Source organism: Streptomyces prunicolor (assembly GCF_045162825.1).
In the GTDB taxonomy this organism is placed as follows: Bacteria; Actinomycetota; Actinomycetes; order Streptomycetales; family Streptomycetaceae; genus Streptomyces; species Streptomyces prunicolor.
In genome coordinates this window covers 9,309,677-9,328,386 of record NZ_CP108676.1, presented here as the reverse complement: position 1 = coordinate 9,328,386, position 18,710 = coordinate 9,309,677, and the positions used below count along the sequence as shown (strand labels likewise).

The following is an 18,710-nucleotide window of genomic DNA, read 5'->3' as shown; positions in this document are numbered from 1 at the left end:
CCAGGAGCCCGAGGAGAAAAACAATCAGCCCTGTCGACGCGATTCCCCCTGCGAACGGGTTCGCGGCGGCCGAACTCCCCGCGGTCGGCAGCCAGGCACCCCCGAGGAAAAGGAGCGTCAAGCCGCTCAAGCACACGGCGTGGAGTATGAAACCGGATTCGACCCTTTGGCGCGCTTTCGCACCAAGAAGTCGCGAAAAGGGCGTCGCCGACGTGGGCGCCATAGGGTCGCGCCAATACCTGACGGCCCGCACCCAGGAGCGGGCAGAAAATGCGGCGAACGCGCCGGCGCCCATGAGAACAGTCCAGGAGGTCATGGCCAATACCAGTTTCCACTGTCCGAGATGATGTTGTTCGGCACGTTACTGGTTCCAAAACCTACAGCCGGACCCGGGACCGCTCCGCCCCTTCCGTGACGCGGAAGAGCTCTTGCGGCCCCGCACACCACCGCCTTCGCCAGGAACCAGTGGTACAGCTAGCGCATCTTTCTGACCTGCGCCTGTGTGGGGGCGATGAGGCTGTGACCTGCCAGGACGGGTCGCAGTGGCGAGCGGAGGCAGTCAGAGGAAATCGCTCTGATTCGACCCCGGTTCGACCCGGGCCTCAGAGGCAGTCAGAGGCAGCGACCTCTGCAACTAGCCTCTGAGGAGCTTGAGTTGGCCGATGCGGATCACGGGTGTGCGGCTCTGGCGGTGCTCTGACTCGACCTCGGTCGAGCTGCGATGGGGACGCCAGCCTCCGCTCGTGGCCAGGCATACCAATACCCCCCCCAGGACGGCAATCGTGGAGGCATTCACTGGCACCGATTGGAGGTCGGTCCCGGTCACCACCCGTGGTTTTAGCGGGCCTGGGTGGAGCCCACGTCTTTGCGAGACGACCCCACCGTGCCCCACAACACCCACCACACGAACCCCCAGCAGCGGCACTCCCACCCGTCCGCCCCATCGGGCCTCTCTCACCCGCCTTCGGCGGCAGCCGATCTCGTCCTCCTCGGAGACCTCACCGGCCGCTACGCCACCGGCAGTTACAGCAGGCTCGCCTCAGACGGCCGAAGCCTGGTCCTGCGCACCGATCGCCAGGGCGCTGCCGAGCACGGGCACCGGATCACCGCGGCCATCGCCGCCTGCCACGTGGCCCGTCTCGGCGGCACCGTCGACCATCTGACGCGGCTCCTGCTGCACCCGGATCATGAGGGCGGCAGGCACGCCCGGCACATCGCTCTGCGCTCCGGGCAGTCGCGTGCTCTGGACTACATCCGCCGGGTGTGGGCCAGCGCCTCGGAAGCGGTCAGCACCACCCGGGCGCTGGACTCCCGGCACGACGCGTACGAGGTTCTCGCCGCACTGCGCGACCGTATCGAGACGACGCCCTGGCGCGGGGAGCGGGGACGCACTGCCCTGCGGGTGCTGCGGGCGCACCTGAACTTCGCCGAGACCGCGGGCGGCCTCCTGCACCACGCCAGCGAACGGCAGACCGCCGAAGAAGCCGGCATCTCCCGCACGACATTGCGAGCCGTCCACGAAAGTGTCCTCAAGCCACAAGGCTGGCTGCGCCGGTTGCGAGTCGGTCATGGCCGCGAGGGCTCCACCTGGTACTTCAACGTGCCGCTGTCTCGTTTCCGGACCACTCAGTACCCCCCGGACCGGCACTTGAGGATTGGCCCACCCCTGAGACGGCCACAACGGCCGACCTCGACTCCACCGTTCTCGGCCGGCTGATGAGCCACGACGCCTTCGCCCACCACGGCCTCGGCAGCGCCACCCAGCTCGGCGATCCGATCGTGCTCGTCCGGGACAACTTGAACGTCCATCTCGCCTACGGCATACGGCAGTTCATCGTTCGTCAGGACCGGCTGACCGTCTACCAGCTGCCCTCCTACGCACTCGATCTCAACCCGATCTCAACCCGGTAGAAGGCATCTGGTCGCTGCGGCGGCGAGGCTGGCTGTCCAACACCGCCTTCACCACCCCCGAGCACCTCATCCAGACCGTCCGACAGGGGATGAGGGAGATCCAGTACCGCCCGCACCTCATCGACGGATGCCTCGCCGGAACCGGACTCTCCCTCACCCCAACGACTCCGTGAGTTCAAGCTCGGTAATCCGCGGATACAGAGGATGAAAGAGGCTCAGTGCGATCACTGCACCACCGACGAGGGAATTCGCCATACCACCCCCCTGACCAGCCCATTTCACCTCCACAGCACAGGATGAAAGAGGTTCACCGCCAGTCCGTTGACCATGAAAAATACAGAAGTTCGACGGTAACACCAAGGGGAAACGCATGCCTATTTCTTTAGATTTAGAACTCCACGGACAAACTGCTTGGGTGTGCTCTGCCCGCTGAACAACTTCTGAACTTCGGCGAGAATCGGGGTCCCCAGCCTGAGGTCGAGCGCTTGATCCCAGGACTGCGTGAAGGTCGTTGCGTTCTGAACAAGATCATACTGGAATCTTGCGTACGCCGGGTCAGGAGATTTGGCCAACATTTTCTCGGCGTTGGTCGTGACTGGCACTTCGCCTTTCTTTATCAGTCCCTCGACGTAGCTGTCGCTGTAGGTGGTCTTGAGGAACGCTGCGGCAGTTTCCTCCGGTGCACTCATGGTCACGGAGATGTAATTGGTGGGGTTTCCGACGATATTGTTCGGGTCCCCTTTTCCGCCCTCGACCGTGGGGAAGGGAACATAACCGAGATCGTTCTTGGTGAAGTCCGGATCCTGGCCCTGCTGGACAGCGTATTCCCACGAACCCATGAGGACCATCGCCGCCTCACCCTTCGACAGCATGGTGGAGGTGCCGCCGGCGCCATAATTGATCGAGCTGAAATTTTTTCCGAACGCTCCGCTGTCCACCAAGTCCCGAATCATCTGCGCAGCCTTGAGAACCGCGGGGTCGCTCCACAGCCACCACTGGCCGCCCTGGATATCTTGGAAGAACCAGGGCCTCGCCAGGCGTTCAACGAGGTACTCCACCCACATCAGCTCGGTCCACAAGAAGCTGGAACTACCCGCGAGCGCAATGGGCGTTACTCCCTTTCCCTTGAATATCGTCACCAAGTCCGTCAGATTGGCGTAGGTCTTCGGCGGTTCCACATCCGCATCAGCGAAGACCTTCTTGTTGTAGAAGAGAAAAACTGGCTGAGCGCCGCGGCAAGGCAGTCCAATGAGCTTGTCACCGACCTTTCCAGCTTCGAGCGCAGAAGACAGGAAGTAGATTTCCAAAAAATTATCAAGCCCTTTCAGCTGCCCGGCCTTATCGTAGTAGGCAAGGTCGCCGCCACCCCAACTGAAAAACAATCCCGGCATCTTGGAAGATCCCATGGCCCTCCGCAGCTTTTCCTTGTACTTGTTTGCGGCGATCACGGACATCGATATCTTGCCATGGCCAGCAGAGTTGAATGCATCCACTGCCGTCTGTTGGACCGAGTTCGTAGGATCCTGTAGCGTCCAGAAATCCGTGGATCCAATTCCGTTGGACACATCGCTGGCGAACGAACCGCAACCAGCCACGGAGAGACCGCCAGTCGCGGCAGCAGCGGCGGTGAGGAACCATCTTCGGGAGCCTCTGTTCATTGAACACCTTCCGAGTCGACAGCATCCGTGTGGGGACGCTCTTCACCCGGCAGGCCCTTCAGGACCTGCCGGGTATTGCTGTAGGCGAGGGCGACGACTCGACTTGCCGGGGGACTCGCGAACCGCCCACGTCATCGCAGCCGGGGCCAATGCGGCCAACTCCAGGCTAAACATCGGTATTTAGCTGCGGCAACAGTCGGAGCGTGTCGATCGCGAAAGGTTTTCGCAATTTGACGATTTGCGGAATTCAGGCTAGAGATCTTTAACGGTGCGGGTTACGTCAGGTCGTGACGGTTGGTGTGGGCCGCACTGTCCAGGGCCGGACACCGGCCACGCCTGACCTACCGCATCCACCTCGAACGCGGCCCCTTGAACACGGACGTCAGCCGCGCCATGCAGGACCTGATCGCCGCCCGGTTGTGGCTGACCGTCTACCAGCTGCCGCCGTACGCATCCGAACTCAACCCCGTCGAGGGCGTGTGATCGCACCTGAAGCGGTCGCTGGCCAGCCTCACCAAACACGGTCTGGACCAGCTCACCGCGTTGGTGAGGACGCGGCTGAAACGGATGCAGTACCGACCTGGTCTCATCTAGGGCCTCATGGCCAAGACCTAGCTCGCCTTCCAACCGCCGTAACCCCAGCCTTTGAAGATCTCCAGTTACTCGCTACAGCCTCGGCGGGCGGGACAACCATGAGGCGGCACGAGGGGAGTTCGTCAGACACGGCCCGCAGACGTTCGTCGGTGCACCACTGTGCGGCGGGCACGCGCAGCTGGGCCAGCATGGGCATGGCCCACTCCTCTTCCCCATCAACGAGTTGCGTGCGCGCCTCAGGCCAGGTGAGAGCCCATTCCATGACGTTGAGGCCGTACCGCATCCACGGGATGTACTCCACGGTTTGGCGTTGTAGGCCAGGACATCCCAACGGCGATCATTGAGGTAGACCGCCCAGGTACGGCTCTCCTCGACGAAGCGCACGGAACGCGTCGGGGAGCAGCGGGCCGAGTTGACTCGCGGGGGCGGCTGCGGGGGCATGACCGCGGGCGACGCGGTACACGATCTCCCATTCCTCGTCCCTCAGATCGAGGACCCGCCGCACGGCGTGAAGAACCGCGTCGCTGTAGTTGCCGGGGCGCCCAGCCTCCAGACCGCCGTACCAGTAGCGGCTGACGCCGGCTGGCCGGGCCACCTGGGCCCTGTGTGATCCCGACAGCCCGCCCCGCCGACCCGGCGGTCCCACCGCGGCGGGTGACGTGGCACCTGCTCCTGCTCCCGCCGCGCGGCCCGTCCTGCCGCCGCTCTCTCCGTCCGTGCGCCGCTGACCAGCAGAAAGGCCCTCTCGCTGTCCGACCACTTCCGCTTCACTGCCCATCCGGAGCACGGCTACGTCGCCGAAGCCGGCCCGCGGATTCCCCCCCCACCTGGCCGACTCGTTCCTCACCCGCGAGCAGTTCGAGCCGCTCCCCGGCGCCTCGGGCCGGTACCGGCTCACCGAGCCGGAACGCGACGGACAGTGCCGCACCCGCCAAGCCGTCCACGACCTGCGCCGTCTCGGCTACCGCATCCACGCCGACGCCGCCCTTGAGCCCCCCTGCTCCGCCCCACCCGCTCCGGAACCAGAGGAAGTACGAACGGCGTAGCCGTCTCGCCCGAGCAGCCGCCCGCTCCTCACCCCAGAGCGGCCCGACTCCCGCCGCCTCTGCACCGTTGTACGGCCGAACCCACCTGCGGACGCGCCCGCCGGTCACCTGCCCGGCGTCGGGCGGTCACGGTGACACCCGACACCGAGCCGATCCGGATCCTGCGCGGACATGGCGGCGAGGTCGAAGTCACCGGCCCCGTCGACGCGTTCGCCGACGAGGTCCTGCGCCGCGCCGGATTCCGCTTCGAGCCGGCTCTGCGCGGCGTCCGGATCCGGCTTCCCTTAGACCTCGGTCGCGGCGGTCAGCCCGGGAGCACCCTGACGGGCGTGGTCATGGTGCGGGTGCTGTCGACAATGCGCTCGTCTCCTTGCAGGGTCACCTGGACGGGAATGCCGCGGTCGCCCGCCGACCGGGCGACGGTGAGCGTGAGGTCGCCGGGTTCGACGCGTCGCCGAAGGTCTCTCCCGGTGAAGCCGGCCATGTCCGTGTGGACCTCGAACTCGACGACACGGGTCTCACCGGCGGCGAGGTCGACGCGGGTGAACGCGATGAGCTGGCGGACCGGGCGGGTGACCGAGGCGACCGGGTCGGTGAGGTAGAGCTGGGGCACGCAAGTGCCCGCGCGCTCACCGGTGTTGGAGACGCTGGCCCGCAACGTGATCGTCGCGTCGACGGACACGACGGCTTCGTCGACGGACGCGCTCTCGATCTCGAAGGTCGTGTACGACAGGCCGTGCCCGAACGGGAACGCGGGTGTGGGGTCGATGTTGCTCACGCCGTCGCTCTTGAGGGCGAGCGGAGGTGCCAGGTAGGTGCCCGGTTGGCCCGCCTCGTCGCCCGGGATCTGGACCGGAAGGCGCCCGGAGGGGTTGATCCGGCCCGAGAGGACGCCGGCGATGGCCGCCGCCCCTTCCTCGCCGGGGAAGAACGCCTGGACGGTGGCGCCAGCCCGCCGGGCGTGCCGGCCGATGGCGTACGGACGGCCCGAGAGGACGACGAGGACGGCTTGGTTCGCGGCGTCGAGGACGGCCTTCACCAGTTCGTCCTGGACTCCGGGGAGTGTCAGCACGCTGACGTCGCAGCCCTCGCCGGAGGAACCGTGTCCGAACATCCCGGAGCGGTCACCGACGACGAGGACCGTCACGTCGGCCGCGGCGGCGGCAGCCACCGCGGCGGCGATGCCACTGCGGTCGTCCCCGATGACCTGGCAACCGGTCTCGTGGCGGATCTCGGCGTCGGGGAACTCGCGCCGGAAGGCGTCGAGCACCGTGGGCGCCCCGACGCCCAGGGGGGTGTCGGGGTGGTGGGGCAGTACGTGGTTGGGGAACGAGTAGCAGCCGAACAGGCACCGGACGTCGTCGGCCGTGGGACCGATGACGGCGACGGAGCGCGCGCCGGCGAGCGGCAGCAGGTCCGAGGAGTTGTCGAGCAGGACGACGGACTCCTCCGCCAACTCGCGGGCGACGGAGCGGTTTCGGGCCGAGTCGAAGTCCGCGGGGTCGGTGTACTGCCCGGGCTTCCAGTCGGGATCGAGCAGGCCGAGTTCGGCCTTCTGCGTCAGGACCCGCAGTACGGCGCGGTCGACGAGTTCCGCCGATATGCCGTCGTCCAGGAGCGGCTCCCCGTATGCGGTGGTGTGGGGCAGTTCGACGTCGATCCCGGCCCGGAGCGCGGCACGTGCCGCGCCCGGGATGTCGGCCGCCACGTGGTGCAGGGAGGCGAGGAACGCGATCGCCCAGTAGTCGGACACCACCGTGCCCTCGAATCCCCAGCTCTCGCGCAGCAGCCGGGTCAGGAGTTCCTCGCTGGCGCCACAGGGCACGCCGTCTATGTCGTTGTAGGCGTTCATGACCGAGCCGACCCGGCCCTTCACCACGGCCTTCTCGAACGGCACGAGGATCAGGTCGGCGAGTTCGCGGGGACCGACGGCGGCGGGGGCGTGGTTGCGGGCGGCCCTGGAGGCGGAGTAGCCGGCGAAGTGCTTCAGCGTGGCGACGACGCCGGCCGACTGCAGCCCCTGCACGTAGGACAGGCCGAGTTCCGAAACGAGGTAGGGGTCCTCGCCGAGGGTCTCCTCCACTCGGCCCCAGCGGTAGTCGCGTACGACGTCCACGACGGGTGACAGTCCCTGGTGGATGCCGACGGCAGCCATGTCCGAGCCGATGGCCGCGGCCATACGGTGGACGAGGGCGGGGTTGAAGGTGGCCGCCCAGGCGAGCGGCGTGGGATAGACCGTGGCCTGCCAGGCGGTGAAACCGGTGAGGCACTCCTCGTGCGCGATGGCCGGGATGCCGAAGCGGTTCGCCGCCGTCACCCGCTCCTGGAACTCCGCGAGGCGCTTGCGGCCCGCCTCCGGATCGACCGGCGCCGTACCGAACACCCGGGTCAGATGACCGAGACCGTCGACGATCGCTTCGTCGAAGCTCTCGGCGCCGCGGAAGGTGTCCTGCATCGGAGCCACGTCTCCGGACTCGTCGTGGCCGGGCCAGGTGCTGCCGAGCTGTGCGACCTTCTCGGCCCTGGTCATGGTGTCGAGGAGGGCCCGCGCGCGAACGGACGCCGGCAGGGCGGGATCGTTCCACAGCCCGGTCGTCGGGCGCTCGTCGCTGATCGTCAAGGTCTCATCCGTTCTGTTGCGGGGGGGGGTGCGCGAGAGCGCGCGAGTGGTCCAAGAGGTCGTCGAGGAAGCACCGCCGACCGGGAAGGGAGGGGGCCCGGACGCCGGTCCGGCGGTCATGGGGAGGCAGACACGCCGGACCGCGTCACACGGAGGTGTCGGCGCCTTTCGGCGTCCGGGCCCCGAAACGGGGTGGCGTCCCGCTTCGGCGAATCCGGCGGGACGCGGCACCGTTACTTGCCGCCGGCTCCCATCAGACCCGCGACGAGGGCGCGGCGGGCGAAGAGGTAGACGACGAGGATGGGGACCGCGGACATCAACACCGCGGCCAGCAGGGCCGGCACGTTCGACCCGTACTCGGAGACGAAGTTGTACAGGCCCAGCGTCACCACCTTGTTGTCGTTCGACTGGGTCATGATCAGCGGGAACAGGAAGCCGTTCCACGCCTGGAGGGCCGTGAAGACGCACGTGGTCGCGATGGCCGACTTCGACATCGGGACGACCAGCGTCAGCAGGGTCCGGGCCGGGCTCGCGCCGTCCAGTGCCATGGCCTCGTACAGCTCGTTGGAGATGTCCCGCATCCCGCCGCTGAGGACCAGCACGCTCACCGGCAGCGCGAACGCCGCGGTGGGCAGGATGATGCCCCACAGGGTGTCGTAGAAGCCGAGGTTGTTGATGATCAGGAAGAGCGGGATGATCACCGCCTGCGAGGGGATCGCCAGGCCCAGCAGGAACAGGCGGAACACGCCCTTGGTCAGCCAGCCCCGCCCGCGCACCACGGCGTAGCTGATCGGGACCGCGAGCGCCAGCACGATGGCGACCGTGGCCACCGCGACGACGACGGTGTTCCAGATGTACTGCAGGAAGCCGCTGTCCAAAACCGTGCGGAAGTTGTCCAGGGTCACGGTGTCGGGGATCGAGACGGGACCCTTGTCGGTGTACGTCGTCTGGGGCTGTACCGCCGTGTTCACCAGCGCGTACAGCGGAACGCCGATGATCAGCAGCCAGACGAGGGCGGCGGCGCCGGCGAGGTAGTTCGGGCGCGTCCTCACAGGCCCTCCATCGTGCTCGTCATCTTGTCGTACCCGCTGAGCTTCGTGAGGAGGACGGAGGCGGCGGTGGCGAGCAGCAGCAGGAAGCTGGCGATGGCGCTCGCGTAGCCGTAGTCGTATGTCCGGAAGGCCGTCTGGTACATGGAGAACGGCAGGATCGCCGTGTCGGTGCCGGGGCCGCCGTTGGTCAGCAGCAGGACGATGTCGAAGGCCGTGAGGCCGCCGACGACCATGAAGATGGTCGACGTGATCATCGTGTTGCGCAGTTGCGGCAGGGTGATGTGGACGAACTGCCGGACCCGTCCCGCGCCGTCGATCGAGGCAGCCTGGTAGAGCGTGTGCGGGATGGCCCGGGCGGCGCCCTGGTAGAGCAGGCTGTGGAAGGGGACGAACTGCCAGGTGGTCACGAGGACCAGGCAGGCGATCGCGCCCTGCTGGGTGCCCATCGGATCGGAACCGAAGAGCCATTCGAACTTGGACGGCAGACCGAAGTTCGGGTCCAGCAGCTGGCGCCACATGACGGCCGTTGCCGCCGTGGACAGCAGCAGCGGCAGGAAGAACAGCGCCGACAGGATCGCCCGGTTGCGCTGGGGACCGGCCGCCCAGACGCCCAGCAGGATGCTGACCGGCGCCTGCACCACGATGTTCCCGATCAGCAGGACCCCCGTGACCGAGGTGGACTGCCAGACCTGGCTGTCGCCGAAGAACCGCGACCAGTTCTCCGTGCCGGTGAACTGCGGTGCGTTCAGGCCGTCCCAGTGTGTGAAGGAGAGGTACAGCACGCCCACCATCGGCGCGACGGCGAAGACGAGGAAGAACAGCAGCCCGGGAACCGCCCAGGCCACGCCGGGCCGCTCCAGGGTGGGCGGAGCGGCCCGGTCACGAACCCGTTGCTGGTGCACGGGACGCGAAGTCGTTGCGGAGACCACGTGGACGCGCCTTCCTACTTCTTGATCGCCAGAACCGCGCTGACGAACTGCTCCGGCGAACTCTGCCCGTTGAACAGCTTCTGGATCTCGGTCAGCAGCGGCGTGCCGAGGGTGAGGCCGAGCGCCTGGTCCCATGACTGGGTGAAGGAGGGTGCCTTCTGCACCAGGTCGTACTGGAACTTGGCGTACGCCGGGTCGGCCGCCTTGGTGAGGTACTGCGCGGCGTTGGAGGTGACCGGCACCTCACCCTTCTCGACCAGCCCCTGCACATAGCTGTCGCTGTAGGTGGTCTGCAGGAAGTCCGTCGCGGTCTGCTTGGCGGCGGAGGTGGTCACCGAAAGGTAGTTCGTGGGGTTGCCGACCACGTTGGCGGCATCGCCCTTGCCCCCCTCCACAGAGGGGAAGGCCACGTATCCCAGGCCGTTCTTCGCGAAGTCGGGGGCCTCGGCCAGCTGGGTCGCGTACTCCCACGAGCCCATCAGCACCATCGCCGTCTTGCCCTTGTTGAGCAGCGTGGAGGTGCCGCCGGCGCCGTAGTTGACCGACCCGAACTTCTTGCCGAACGCGCCGCTGTCCACCAGTTCCTTGATCATCTGCGCGGTCTTGAGGATGGCGGGGTCCTTCCACTGCGACCAGTCGCCGCCCTGGATCTTGTCGAACAGCTTCGGCCCCGCGAGGCGGTCGACGAGGTACTCGATCCACATCAGCTCGGTCCACGAGGAGCTGGCGTTGCCGGCGAGCGCGAAGGGAGTGATCCCCTTGCCCTTGAAGACCTTGACCAGGTTCTGCAGCTCGGCGTAGGTCGTCGGCGGCTGAACGCCCGCGTCGGCGAAGAGCTTCTTGTTGTAGAAGAGGAACACCGGCTGGGTGCCCCGGCAGGGGATGGCGACCAGCTTGCCGCCGACCTTGCCCGCGGCCAGGGCGGACGGCAGGAAGTGCGACTCCAGGGCCGTGTCCAGCGTGACCAGCTTCCCGGCCGTGACGTAGTCGTTCAGGCTGCCGCCGCCCCAGCTGAAGAACACCCCGGGCATCTTCGCCGAGCCCATCGCGGTCCGCAGCTTGTCCTTGTACCCGTCGGTGGCGATGACGGTCATGCTGACCTTGCCCTTGCCGGCGGAGTTGAAGGTGTCCACCGCCGCCTTCTGGACCGAGTTGGTCGGGTCCTGGAGCGTCCAGAAGTCGACGTTGCCCGTGGGCGAGGACGTGGAGCTGCCGGACGAACCGCAGCCGGCCACGGTGACGCTCAGCGTGGTCGCCGCCGTAGCGGTGAGGAACCATCTCCGGGACACACTGTTCATCGTTGAACACCTTTCGAGTCGGCAGGATCCCCTTCGCGGGTGCGCTGCACCCGGCAGGCCGTCCCGGGCCTGCCCGCACTGAGGGATCTGGGTCGATGGCCATGACCGTCAGGCGCTGTTGCGCAAGTGTTGCGGTTCCGTTGCTCCTGCGGTTGAGCTGGCGTCGGTCACGTTAAGCGGCGCAATTCGGCCGCGGCAATATCGGAGCGAAATCACTTCCGAAAGACTTTCGCTGCCCGAGGGCTTGCGGAACCGGCTCGGGTTCGTCCCTATTTCCCGGTTTCGGGCGGCGCCGTGGACACGCGCACGACCAGTTCCGTCGCGAGTTCCCTGCGCGTCGTCGCGGGCGGTCTGCCGTCGGCGAGGTTCAGCAGGACACGCGTGGCCTCCTGGCCCAGTTCCCTGAACGGCTGCCTCACCGCACTCAGCGGCGGCGAGGCCATGGCGGCCACGAGGGTGTCGTCGAACGACATCACCGACAGCCCGCGCGGTACGGCGATGCCCAGTTGCCGGGCGGCTTCCATCGCGCCGAGCGCCTGGACGTCACTGGCGGCGAAGAGCGCGGTCGGTCTCTCGCCCCGCTCCAGCACACTGCGGGCGGCGCGCAGCGCCTCGCCGTAGTCGAAGTCCGTCGAGCGCACGAGCATGGCGTCGTAAGGGATCCCGGCCTCCGTCAGGGCGGCCCGGTAGCCGTGCAGGCGCGCGGACCCGGCCAGCGAGTGCGACCGGCCGGCCAGCATGCCGATGCGACGGTGCCCGAGGTCGATCAGGTGCTGGACAGCGGTCGTCGCGCCGTGCCAGTTCGCCACCCCGACGCTGGGGATGTCCGCGGACGGCGCGTTCAGGGGATCGACGAGCACCACCGGAATCCGCTGCTCCAGGATCCGGCGCTCGTCCCGCTCGACGAGGGTGGAGATGACGATGACGACCCCGAGGGCGTCCAGCCTCTGAGACTCCTCCAACCACTGTGCGATGGAGCGCCGACTCGTCGTTCCGACGGTCGTGTGGACACCGATCTCGGCCGCCGACTCCACGATGCCGCGGACCACTTCCAGGGTGTACGGTCCCGCCAGGTCGCGGAACACCGCGAGGATCTGCCGTCGCCGACGGGCTTCGGCCTCCCACGTGCGGACAAACCCACGTTCGGCCAGCAGCGCCTCGATGCGTGCGCGTGTCGCCTGGGACACGTCGCGCCGCCGGTGGACGACCTTGGACACGGTCGCCGGCGAGACGCCGACCTCGTCGGCTATCGAGGCGAGAAGCCCGTACTGGGCGTTCCGGCGGGAGCTGGTCGGGCCCGTCACAGCGGTGTGGACCTCCCCGACCCCGTCCGTTGGCTTGATCTGAGTGCGTGCTGAGCGAACGTACACGCCGGTTCGATCACGGCAGGCCGGGAAAGAGTGCCGAAAGCCGCGCACACCTGCGGAAACGCGGGAACTCAAGGACTGCGAAAGTCTTTCGCGACCCGATCGGCCGCCTCTTGTAGGCTCCCCCGCAGCCTGTTCGAGCCGCGCAGGCACGTTACGTCCGGGAGGCCGGGAATGCCGGTGCACAGCATCCACGACACACAGCCCGCCGACCGCTGGGAGGACGCTTTCCTCTCCGGCAACGGCGAGTACGGAATCATGGTGTTCGGGCATCCCCACCGGGAGCGGATCGTCCACAACCACCACCGTTACGTGCTCCCCAACGAGTCCCTCGGGATGCGGCCGCCGGCCGTCGCCGACCGTCTTGAACAGGTTCGCGACCTGGCCCTCGCCGGGGAACGGGAGCGGGCACAGCGCGAGTTCTCCGACGGCAGGGCGATGGCCTGGACACAGTCCTTCCACCCCGGGCACATCCTTCATGTGGACACGACCGCCGGGGACAGCCCTGTCGAGCACTACCGCCGGGTCACCGACTTCGCCACGGGCGAGGTACGGGTCACCTGGTCCGACGGGCAACGGGAGTGGAGCCGGCGTGCGTTCGTGTCGCGCACCGACGCCGTCGCGGTCGTCGAGATCACCGGTCCGCGGCTCGACCTGGCCCTACGGCTGTCCGGAGAGCTGTCCGGCCGCCCCGCCGAGGTCACTTTCACGACGTCCGCCGAAGTCACCGGGGACGGCGAGGCGTCACTCTCCGTCGTGGGCGAGTATCCGCCCGGTCCCGGCGCGGCGGGTTTCACCGGCGTGACCCGGGCCGTCGTCACGGGCGGCCGGGTCGCGGCGGACGGGGACACGGTCCATGTCGAAGGAGCGACGCGTGTCGTTCTGCTGACCCGGATGGACCGGTCGGCGCCCCTCCCCCGTATCGACGCGCTCCGCGCGGTCCTGGCCGAACTGCCCTCCGAATACGACGAGTTGCTCTCCCGGCATGCGCCCGTCCACGGCGAACTCTACGGCCGCGCCGAACTCGACCTGGGTGTGCCCGACAGCGACCGCGGCCTCCCCGTGAGCGAGCTGATCGCCCGCGCCGACACGAAGACGCTGGACGGCGCGCTGATCGAGGCGCTGTTCCACTCCGGCCGCTACCTGCTGCTCAGCTCCAGCGGGGTCCTGCCGCCCCGGCTGACCGGCCTGTGGCTCGGCGAGTGGGGCGCCGCCTGGTCCGGCGACTACACCACCGACGCCAACATCAACCTCCAGATGGCCGGGGCGGTCCTCACCGGCATGCCCGAACTCATCGCGCCGTACGCCGACTTGATCGACGGTCAGATCGACGACTGGCGCACCAACGCCCGCACGATCTACGGCACCCGCGGGATCCTGGCCCCCAGCCGGACGGACGGCGAACACGGGCTGCTCTTCCACTTGGACGACGACTGGCCCTGGACCATGTGGCTGGCGGGCGCGGACTGGCTGCTGTTCCCGCTGTACGAGTACTGGCAGGCGACCGGCGACGACGGCTTCCTCGCCCGCACCCTCGCCCCCTGGCTCGTCGAGGCCGCCGTCTTCTTCGAGGACTTCCTCACCCGCGAGGATGACGAAGGACACGTCGTCCTGGTCCCCTCCTACTCCCCCGAGGTCGGCCCTCGCGACGGGCGGGGCATGTCCGGGGTGAACGCCACCATGGACCTGGCCGCGGCCCGGCACGCCCTCACCACCGCCGCCGACGTCTGCACCCGCCTCGGCATCGAGCAGTCCGCGGTCGGCCGCTGGCGCGCGCTGGCGGAGCGGCTGCCGCCCTACCGCGTCGACGGGCAGGGGGCGCTCGCCGAGTGGGCGTGGCCGGGACTGGAGACCGCCGACGCGCACCGGCACATCAGCCACCTCTACCCGGTGTGGCCGCTGCACGACATCACCCCGGACGACACTCCCGGCCTGGCCGCTGCCGCCCGCGAAGCCCTGCTGCGACGGGGTGACGAGAACCTCTCCGCGCACGGCAGCCTGCACCGCGCCCTGGTCGCCGCACGCCTGAAGGACAGCGGGACGGCGAAGGAGAACGTCCTCAAGATCGTGGGCCACAACATGGTCTTCCGGTCGCTGATGACCTCGCACAACCCCGATCTGGAGATCTACAACGCGGACGCCGCCCACTGTCTGCCGGCCGTGGTCGTGGAGATGCTGCTCGACTCCCGGCCCGGGATCGTGGAACTCCTGCCGGCCCGGCCCCCGGAGTGGCGGTCCGGCAGCCTGCGCGGCCTCGCCACGCGCGCCGGGGTCGGCGTCGACGAGCTGACATGGGATGTGTCCGAGGGCCTCGCGAAGGTGGTGCTCACGTCCCCAGTCGAGCGGGACATCGTCCTCGTGTGCCGGGACGGCTCGGACCGGCGGCAGACCGTACATCTGCTGCCGAACGTCCCCACCACGGTGACCGTCCCGCTCGCCTGAGGCGTCAGGGGCGGGCAGCCGCGGGACGCCCGCCCTCGGGGCAACCGAAACGGTGCGAGGTGGGCGCCCGGCAATCGCTCACTGCGTGTCGACTCGCCTGCGCACCGACGTCGAGGTGCGCAGCACGAGCTCCGTCGCCAACTCGATCCGGGACGACGCGGGCGGTCGGCCCTCCGCCAGTTGCACGAGCACCCTGGTGGCCTCGGCGCCCAGCTCCTCGAACGGTTGGCGCACGGCACTCAGTGGCGGACAGGCCATGGCCGCCACGAGGGTGTCGTCGAAGGACATGACCGCGAGGTCCTCGGGAACGCTGAGTCCGTGTTGACGGGCCGCTTCCAGAACGCCGAGCGCCTGGGCGTCACTTGCCGCGAAGACGGCGGTGGGCGGATTCGCGGAGCGCAGGATCTGCAGGCTGGCGAGCAGCCCTTCTTCGAAGTCGAAGTCGGTCGAGCGCACGATCGCCGGGTCGTACGCGATCGCCGCCTCCTCCAGGGCGGCCCGGTAGCCGTGCAGCCGCGCCGCCCCGGCCAGCGAGTGCGAACGGCCCGCGACCATGCCGATCCTGGTGTGCCCGAGGCCCAGCAGGTGTTGCACCGCTTCTCTGGCCCCGCTCCAGTTCGTCACCCCGATGCTCGGAATGTCGTGGGTCGGTGCGCTCAGCGGGTCGATCAGCACCACGGGAAGCCGCCGCTCGACGATCCGGCGCTGGTCTTCCTCGGCCAGCATGGAGATCACGATGATCAGGCCCGCCGCGTCGAGTGCCACGCACTCCTCGAGCCACTGGGAGATCGAACGGTGACCGGTCGTCCCGGTCACCACGTCCAGGCCCAGTTCGTCCGCCGCGTCCACGATCCCGCGGACGACTTCCAGTGTGTACGGCCCCGACAGGTCACGGAACACCGCGATGATCTGACGCGACGCCGCGGGATCGGGTTCTCCCGGGCGGACATACCCGTGGCGTGCCAGCAGGTCCTCGACCCGGGCTCGCGTCGCCGCTCCGACATCGGCACGCCGGTGCACGACCTTCGACACGGTGCTGAGCGACACTCCCGCCTCGCCGGCGATGCTCGTCAGCAAACCGTACTGCGCATCCCCGCGCGCACCGCCCCGAACTGTCACTCGTACGCCTCGCCTTTGAGCTGCCACTCGAAACTCCGCCGCAAGCCAACAGGACGAAAGGCCCGGTGACAAGGCTGCTGCGTCGGATGACCCCGACCGCACCTGTCCGCGCGACCTCTACGCGCCGTCGTCCGGGAGCAGCACGCGGTGCGCCGGTGGCACGTCCCCGCGAGTGAGCCTGAGTACAGGCCCGGACCGGTACCGCGCCGGCCACTCCCCTCTCGCTCGGCGACGGGAGGGTGGCAACGGTGAGCGACGGCCGGGACGGCCGGCCAGTGATCAGCCGGCCGGCCATGGAGCTGAGGTGCGGAGGTGGCGGGGTTGCGCCGTCGTCAGGGGCAGCGCGGCGAAGGTGTGTTGTTCCCAGAGGCGACGCGCGGCCTCCTCCGGGTACGCGGTCACCGTCGGTTCGGTGTCGAGGAGTTGGACGAGGCGGCGCTCGGGATCGTACGCGGGCCAGCCCGGGTCACCCGTGGCGGCGAAGGCGGTCCACGCGGAGCGGAAGCGGGCGGAGAGCGCCTCGGTCTCCGGCGAGGGGACGGAACCGGTCAGCATGGCGCCGAGACCGCCGTAGACACCGAACGTCAACGGGACGTCGAGCCCGTGACAGGCGCCCAGGGCACCGCCGTTGGCGGGCGCGGCCCAGGTGAGTTCGTACACGTGGGCCCGGCCGCCGCCGGCCACCTGCGCCTCCGCCAGGTGGAGCGACGGCATCCGGAACAACCAGTCCGACTGCACCAGTTCGAACAGATACTCCGCCGAGGCATCCGGAAACGCGCCGCGGTAGGCCGACTCGCTCCCCGGCCCCGGTCCGAACAGGCCCAACGCCATCGAGGCCAGCCCCTCGTCCACCTGGCCGAGCAGCCCGCCCAGCATCAGGAAGAGGCGGTATTCGTCCCTGTTGTGCCCGGCGATCAGCTCCACGTCCCGCGCGGCGCCGCTCGCGAGGGCCTGCCACGGCGTGGTGGGCAGGACATCGCCGTCGACGACGGGCGAGAACGGGGTCGGGGTCAGAGCGACCGGCCCCCAGCGCTCCACGTACCCGCGCATCCGGCCGGTCAGTTCGGCTCCCGCCTCGGGCAGCTTGCGCGGATCCACACCGGACAGATCGGCGACCGTCGGGCGCAGCCCCAACCCACCTGCCAGCACCTCGGCGATGTCACCGGCCAGCGCGGAGGAGAAGAAGGTACCCGGCACGCTCTGAGTGATGGCCCGTCGGAACAGACCCCGCGCACGCGGCATGGCCATCAGGGCGGCGATGGACCCGGCACCCGCGGACTCGCCGAAGACGGTGACCTGCTCGGGGTCGCCCCCGAAGGCGGTGATGTTCTCGCGCACCCACTCCAGGGCGGCGACCTGGTCGAGCAGACCACGGTTCGCGGGCGCGCCCTCGATCAGGGCGAACCCCTCGATGCCGACTCGGTAGTTGAGGGTGACCACGACCAGCTCGCCGTCACGCGCGAGGCGACTGCCGTCATAGGCCGGGTCGTCGGCGGAGCCGAACTTGTACGCGCCACCGTAGATCCACACCATCACCGGCCGCCGCGCGGCCGGGTCGGTCTCGGGCGTCCACACGTTGACCGTCAGCCAGTCGTCACCGGCCGGAGGACCGGCGGGAGCGTCGACCGCAGGACCCGCCTGCTCCTGCGGAGGCGGCGGACCGAACGCGAACGCCTCCCGCACACCGTCCCAGCCGTCCACGGGGCGCGGCGCCGCGAAGCGCGCCGCGCCCACCGGCGGCTGCGCGAACAGGATACCCCGGAACACCTCCAGGCCCCCCTCGCGACGACCGCGAACCGCGCCCGCCACCGTCCTGGCCTCGGGAAACTCGCTACTGCTCATCGACGACTCCTCAAAGGACCGGCCACCGGGCAGACGGTCCGCGCACGGGATTCACACGGGTTACCGAACGGGACACGCGACCACCCCAGATTATGGTGAACCATATTTCACTAGGCGAACTCATTTGTCGACGAGTTCACACCTCGAAGCCCCCCACCTCCAAGGGCGAAACCCAACCCGTCGTGGAGACTGTCGCAGGCAGGCCGACTTCCGAAGCCTGACGGCCAAAGCCGACCAAGACATCGATTCGATGTAGATATCGATTCGATGGCACATGTGAGAAAATGGCCGCATGCTGGAACTCGCCATACTGGGCTTCCTGGCCGAGGGCCCCCTACCGGGTCATGAGCTGCGCCGACGCGTTTCGGACCTGACCGGCTATACCCGGCCGGTCAGTGACGGCACCCTCTACCCGGCCATCAACCGCCTCGCGAAGGCGGGCCTGCTGGAACGGCGGGCCGATCCGCGCGCGGGTGCGGGCCGCTACATGCTCAGCCTGACCGGGGCCGGCCGCGCCGACATGCTGGAGCGCCTGCGCAAACCGGCCGACCACGAGATCACCGACTTCACCCGCTTCTACACGGTGCTGTCCTTCCTCTCGCACCTCCCTGCCATCGCCGAACAGCACGCGGTACTGCGTCAACGCCTCGCCTTCCTGGAGGAGCCGGTGAGCTTCTTCTACGACGGTGACCGGCCCCTGCGCGCCGAGGAGGTCGCCGACCCCTACCGGCGTGGCCTGCTTCTCACCGCCCGCGCGACCAGCCGCGCCGAACGCGCCTGGCTCCGCGAGGTCCTGGGCGAACAACCGCCTGAGAACCCCTGAAAGACACCG

Annotated in this window: 13 protein-coding genes and 1 pseudogene; 5 read left to right on the top strand and 9 right to left on the bottom strand. The window is 68.5% G+C overall.

The genetic code is table 11. The features are described 5' to 3' along the window. Window positions 1-883: 883 nt before the first annotated feature. A complete protein-coding gene (locus OG588_RS42295; protein WP_405951870.1) occupies window positions 884-1,717 on the top strand; it encodes a hypothetical protein in 834 nt (277 codons plus the stop codon). 44 nt (window positions 1,718-1,761) lie between these two features. Beyond that, window positions 1,762-2,084: pseudogene (locus OG588_RS42290) on the top strand (transposase); the annotation flags it as partial. Between the two features lie 201 nt (window positions 2,085-2,285). Here the strand turns inward: OG588_RS42290 and OG588_RS42285 are convergent. Then, on the bottom strand, window positions 2,286-3,569 hold the full coding sequence (locus OG588_RS42285; protein ID WP_405951869.1) for an ABC transporter substrate-binding protein: 1,284 nt from the start codon (window positions 3,567-3,569) through the stop codon (window positions 2,286-2,288). Between the two features lie 294 nt (window positions 3,570-3,863). On the opposite strand from OG588_RS42285, the gene OG588_RS42280 reads away from it, so the two are divergent. Further along, entirely contained in the window at window positions 3,864-4,052 is a 189-nt protein-coding gene (locus tag OG588_RS42280; protein ID WP_405951868.1) for a hypothetical protein, read from the top strand. Between the two features lie 448 nt (window positions 4,053-4,500). Here the strand turns inward: OG588_RS42280 and OG588_RS42275 are convergent, their stop codons facing one another. From OG588_RS42275 to OG588_RS42250, 6 genes are all read right to left on the bottom strand, one after another. Then, window positions 4,501-4,758, bottom strand: a complete 258-nt coding sequence (locus OG588_RS42275) for a hypothetical protein (protein WP_405951867.1) — start codon at window positions 4,756-4,758, stop codon at window positions 4,501-4,503. Window positions 4,759-5,513: 755 nt separating this feature from the next. Continuing rightward, a complete protein-coding gene (locus tag OG588_RS42270) occupies window positions 5,514-7,829 on the bottom strand; it encodes a beta-glucosidase (protein ID WP_405951866.1) in 2,316 nt (771 codons plus the stop codon). A gap of 233 nt (window positions 7,830-8,062) precedes the next feature. Further along, window positions 8,063-8,881 carry a carbohydrate ABC transporter permease gene (locus OG588_RS42265; RefSeq protein ID WP_266879871.1) on the bottom strand — a complete coding sequence of 273 codons (819 nt, stop codon included), beginning with the start codon at window positions 8,879-8,881 and terminating at the stop codon, window positions 8,063-8,065. Then, a complete protein-coding gene (locus OG588_RS42260) occupies window positions 8,878-9,810 on the bottom strand; it encodes a carbohydrate ABC transporter permease (RefSeq protein WP_405951865.1) in 933 nt (310 codons plus the stop codon). The genes OG588_RS42265 and OG588_RS42260 overlap by 4 nt, the downstream gene beginning before the upstream one ends. 14 nt (window positions 9,811-9,824) lie before the next feature. Next, window positions 9,825-11,108 carry an ABC transporter substrate-binding protein gene (locus OG588_RS42255; RefSeq protein WP_405951864.1) on the bottom strand — a complete coding sequence of 428 codons (1,284 nt, stop codon included), beginning with the start codon at window positions 11,106-11,108 and terminating at the stop codon, window positions 9,825-9,827. A 269-nt stretch (window positions 11,109-11,377) separates the two neighbouring features. Then, window positions 11,378-12,412: a LacI family DNA-binding transcriptional regulator gene (locus OG588_RS42250; protein WP_405951863.1), complete on the bottom strand. Its 1,035-nt coding sequence runs from the start codon at window positions 12,410-12,412 to the stop codon at window positions 11,378-11,380. 237 nt (window positions 12,413-12,649) lie between these two features. On the opposite strand from OG588_RS42250, the gene OG588_RS42245 reads away from it, so the two are divergent. Beyond that, entirely contained in the window at window positions 12,650-14,917 is a 2,268-nt protein-coding gene (locus OG588_RS42245; protein WP_405951862.1) for a glycosyl hydrolase family 95 catalytic domain-containing protein, read from the top strand. A gap of 78 nt (window positions 14,918-14,995) precedes the next feature. On the opposite strand, the gene OG588_RS42240 is transcribed toward OG588_RS42245, so the two are convergent. Both OG588_RS42240 and OG588_RS42235 read right to left on the bottom strand, forming a co-directional pair. Beyond that, entirely contained in the window at window positions 14,996-15,994 is a 999-nt protein-coding gene (locus OG588_RS42240; RefSeq protein ID WP_405951861.1) for a LacI family DNA-binding transcriptional regulator, read from the bottom strand. 321 nt (window positions 15,995-16,315) lie between these two features. Beyond that, on the bottom strand, window positions 16,316-17,878 hold the full coding sequence (locus OG588_RS42235) for a carboxylesterase/lipase family protein (RefSeq protein WP_405951860.1): 1,563 nt from the start codon (window positions 17,876-17,878) through the stop codon (window positions 16,316-16,318). A gap of 292 nt (window positions 17,879-18,170) precedes the next feature. Here OG588_RS42235 and OG588_RS42230 point away from each other — a divergent pair, with 292 nt between their 5' ends. Beyond that, window positions 18,171-18,701 (top strand): PadR family transcriptional regulator, encoded by a 531-nt coding sequence (locus OG588_RS42230; RefSeq protein ID WP_405951859.1) that lies wholly within the window; start codon window positions 18,171-18,173, stop codon window positions 18,699-18,701. The last annotated feature ends 9 nt before the right edge of the window (window positions 18,702-18,710 follow it).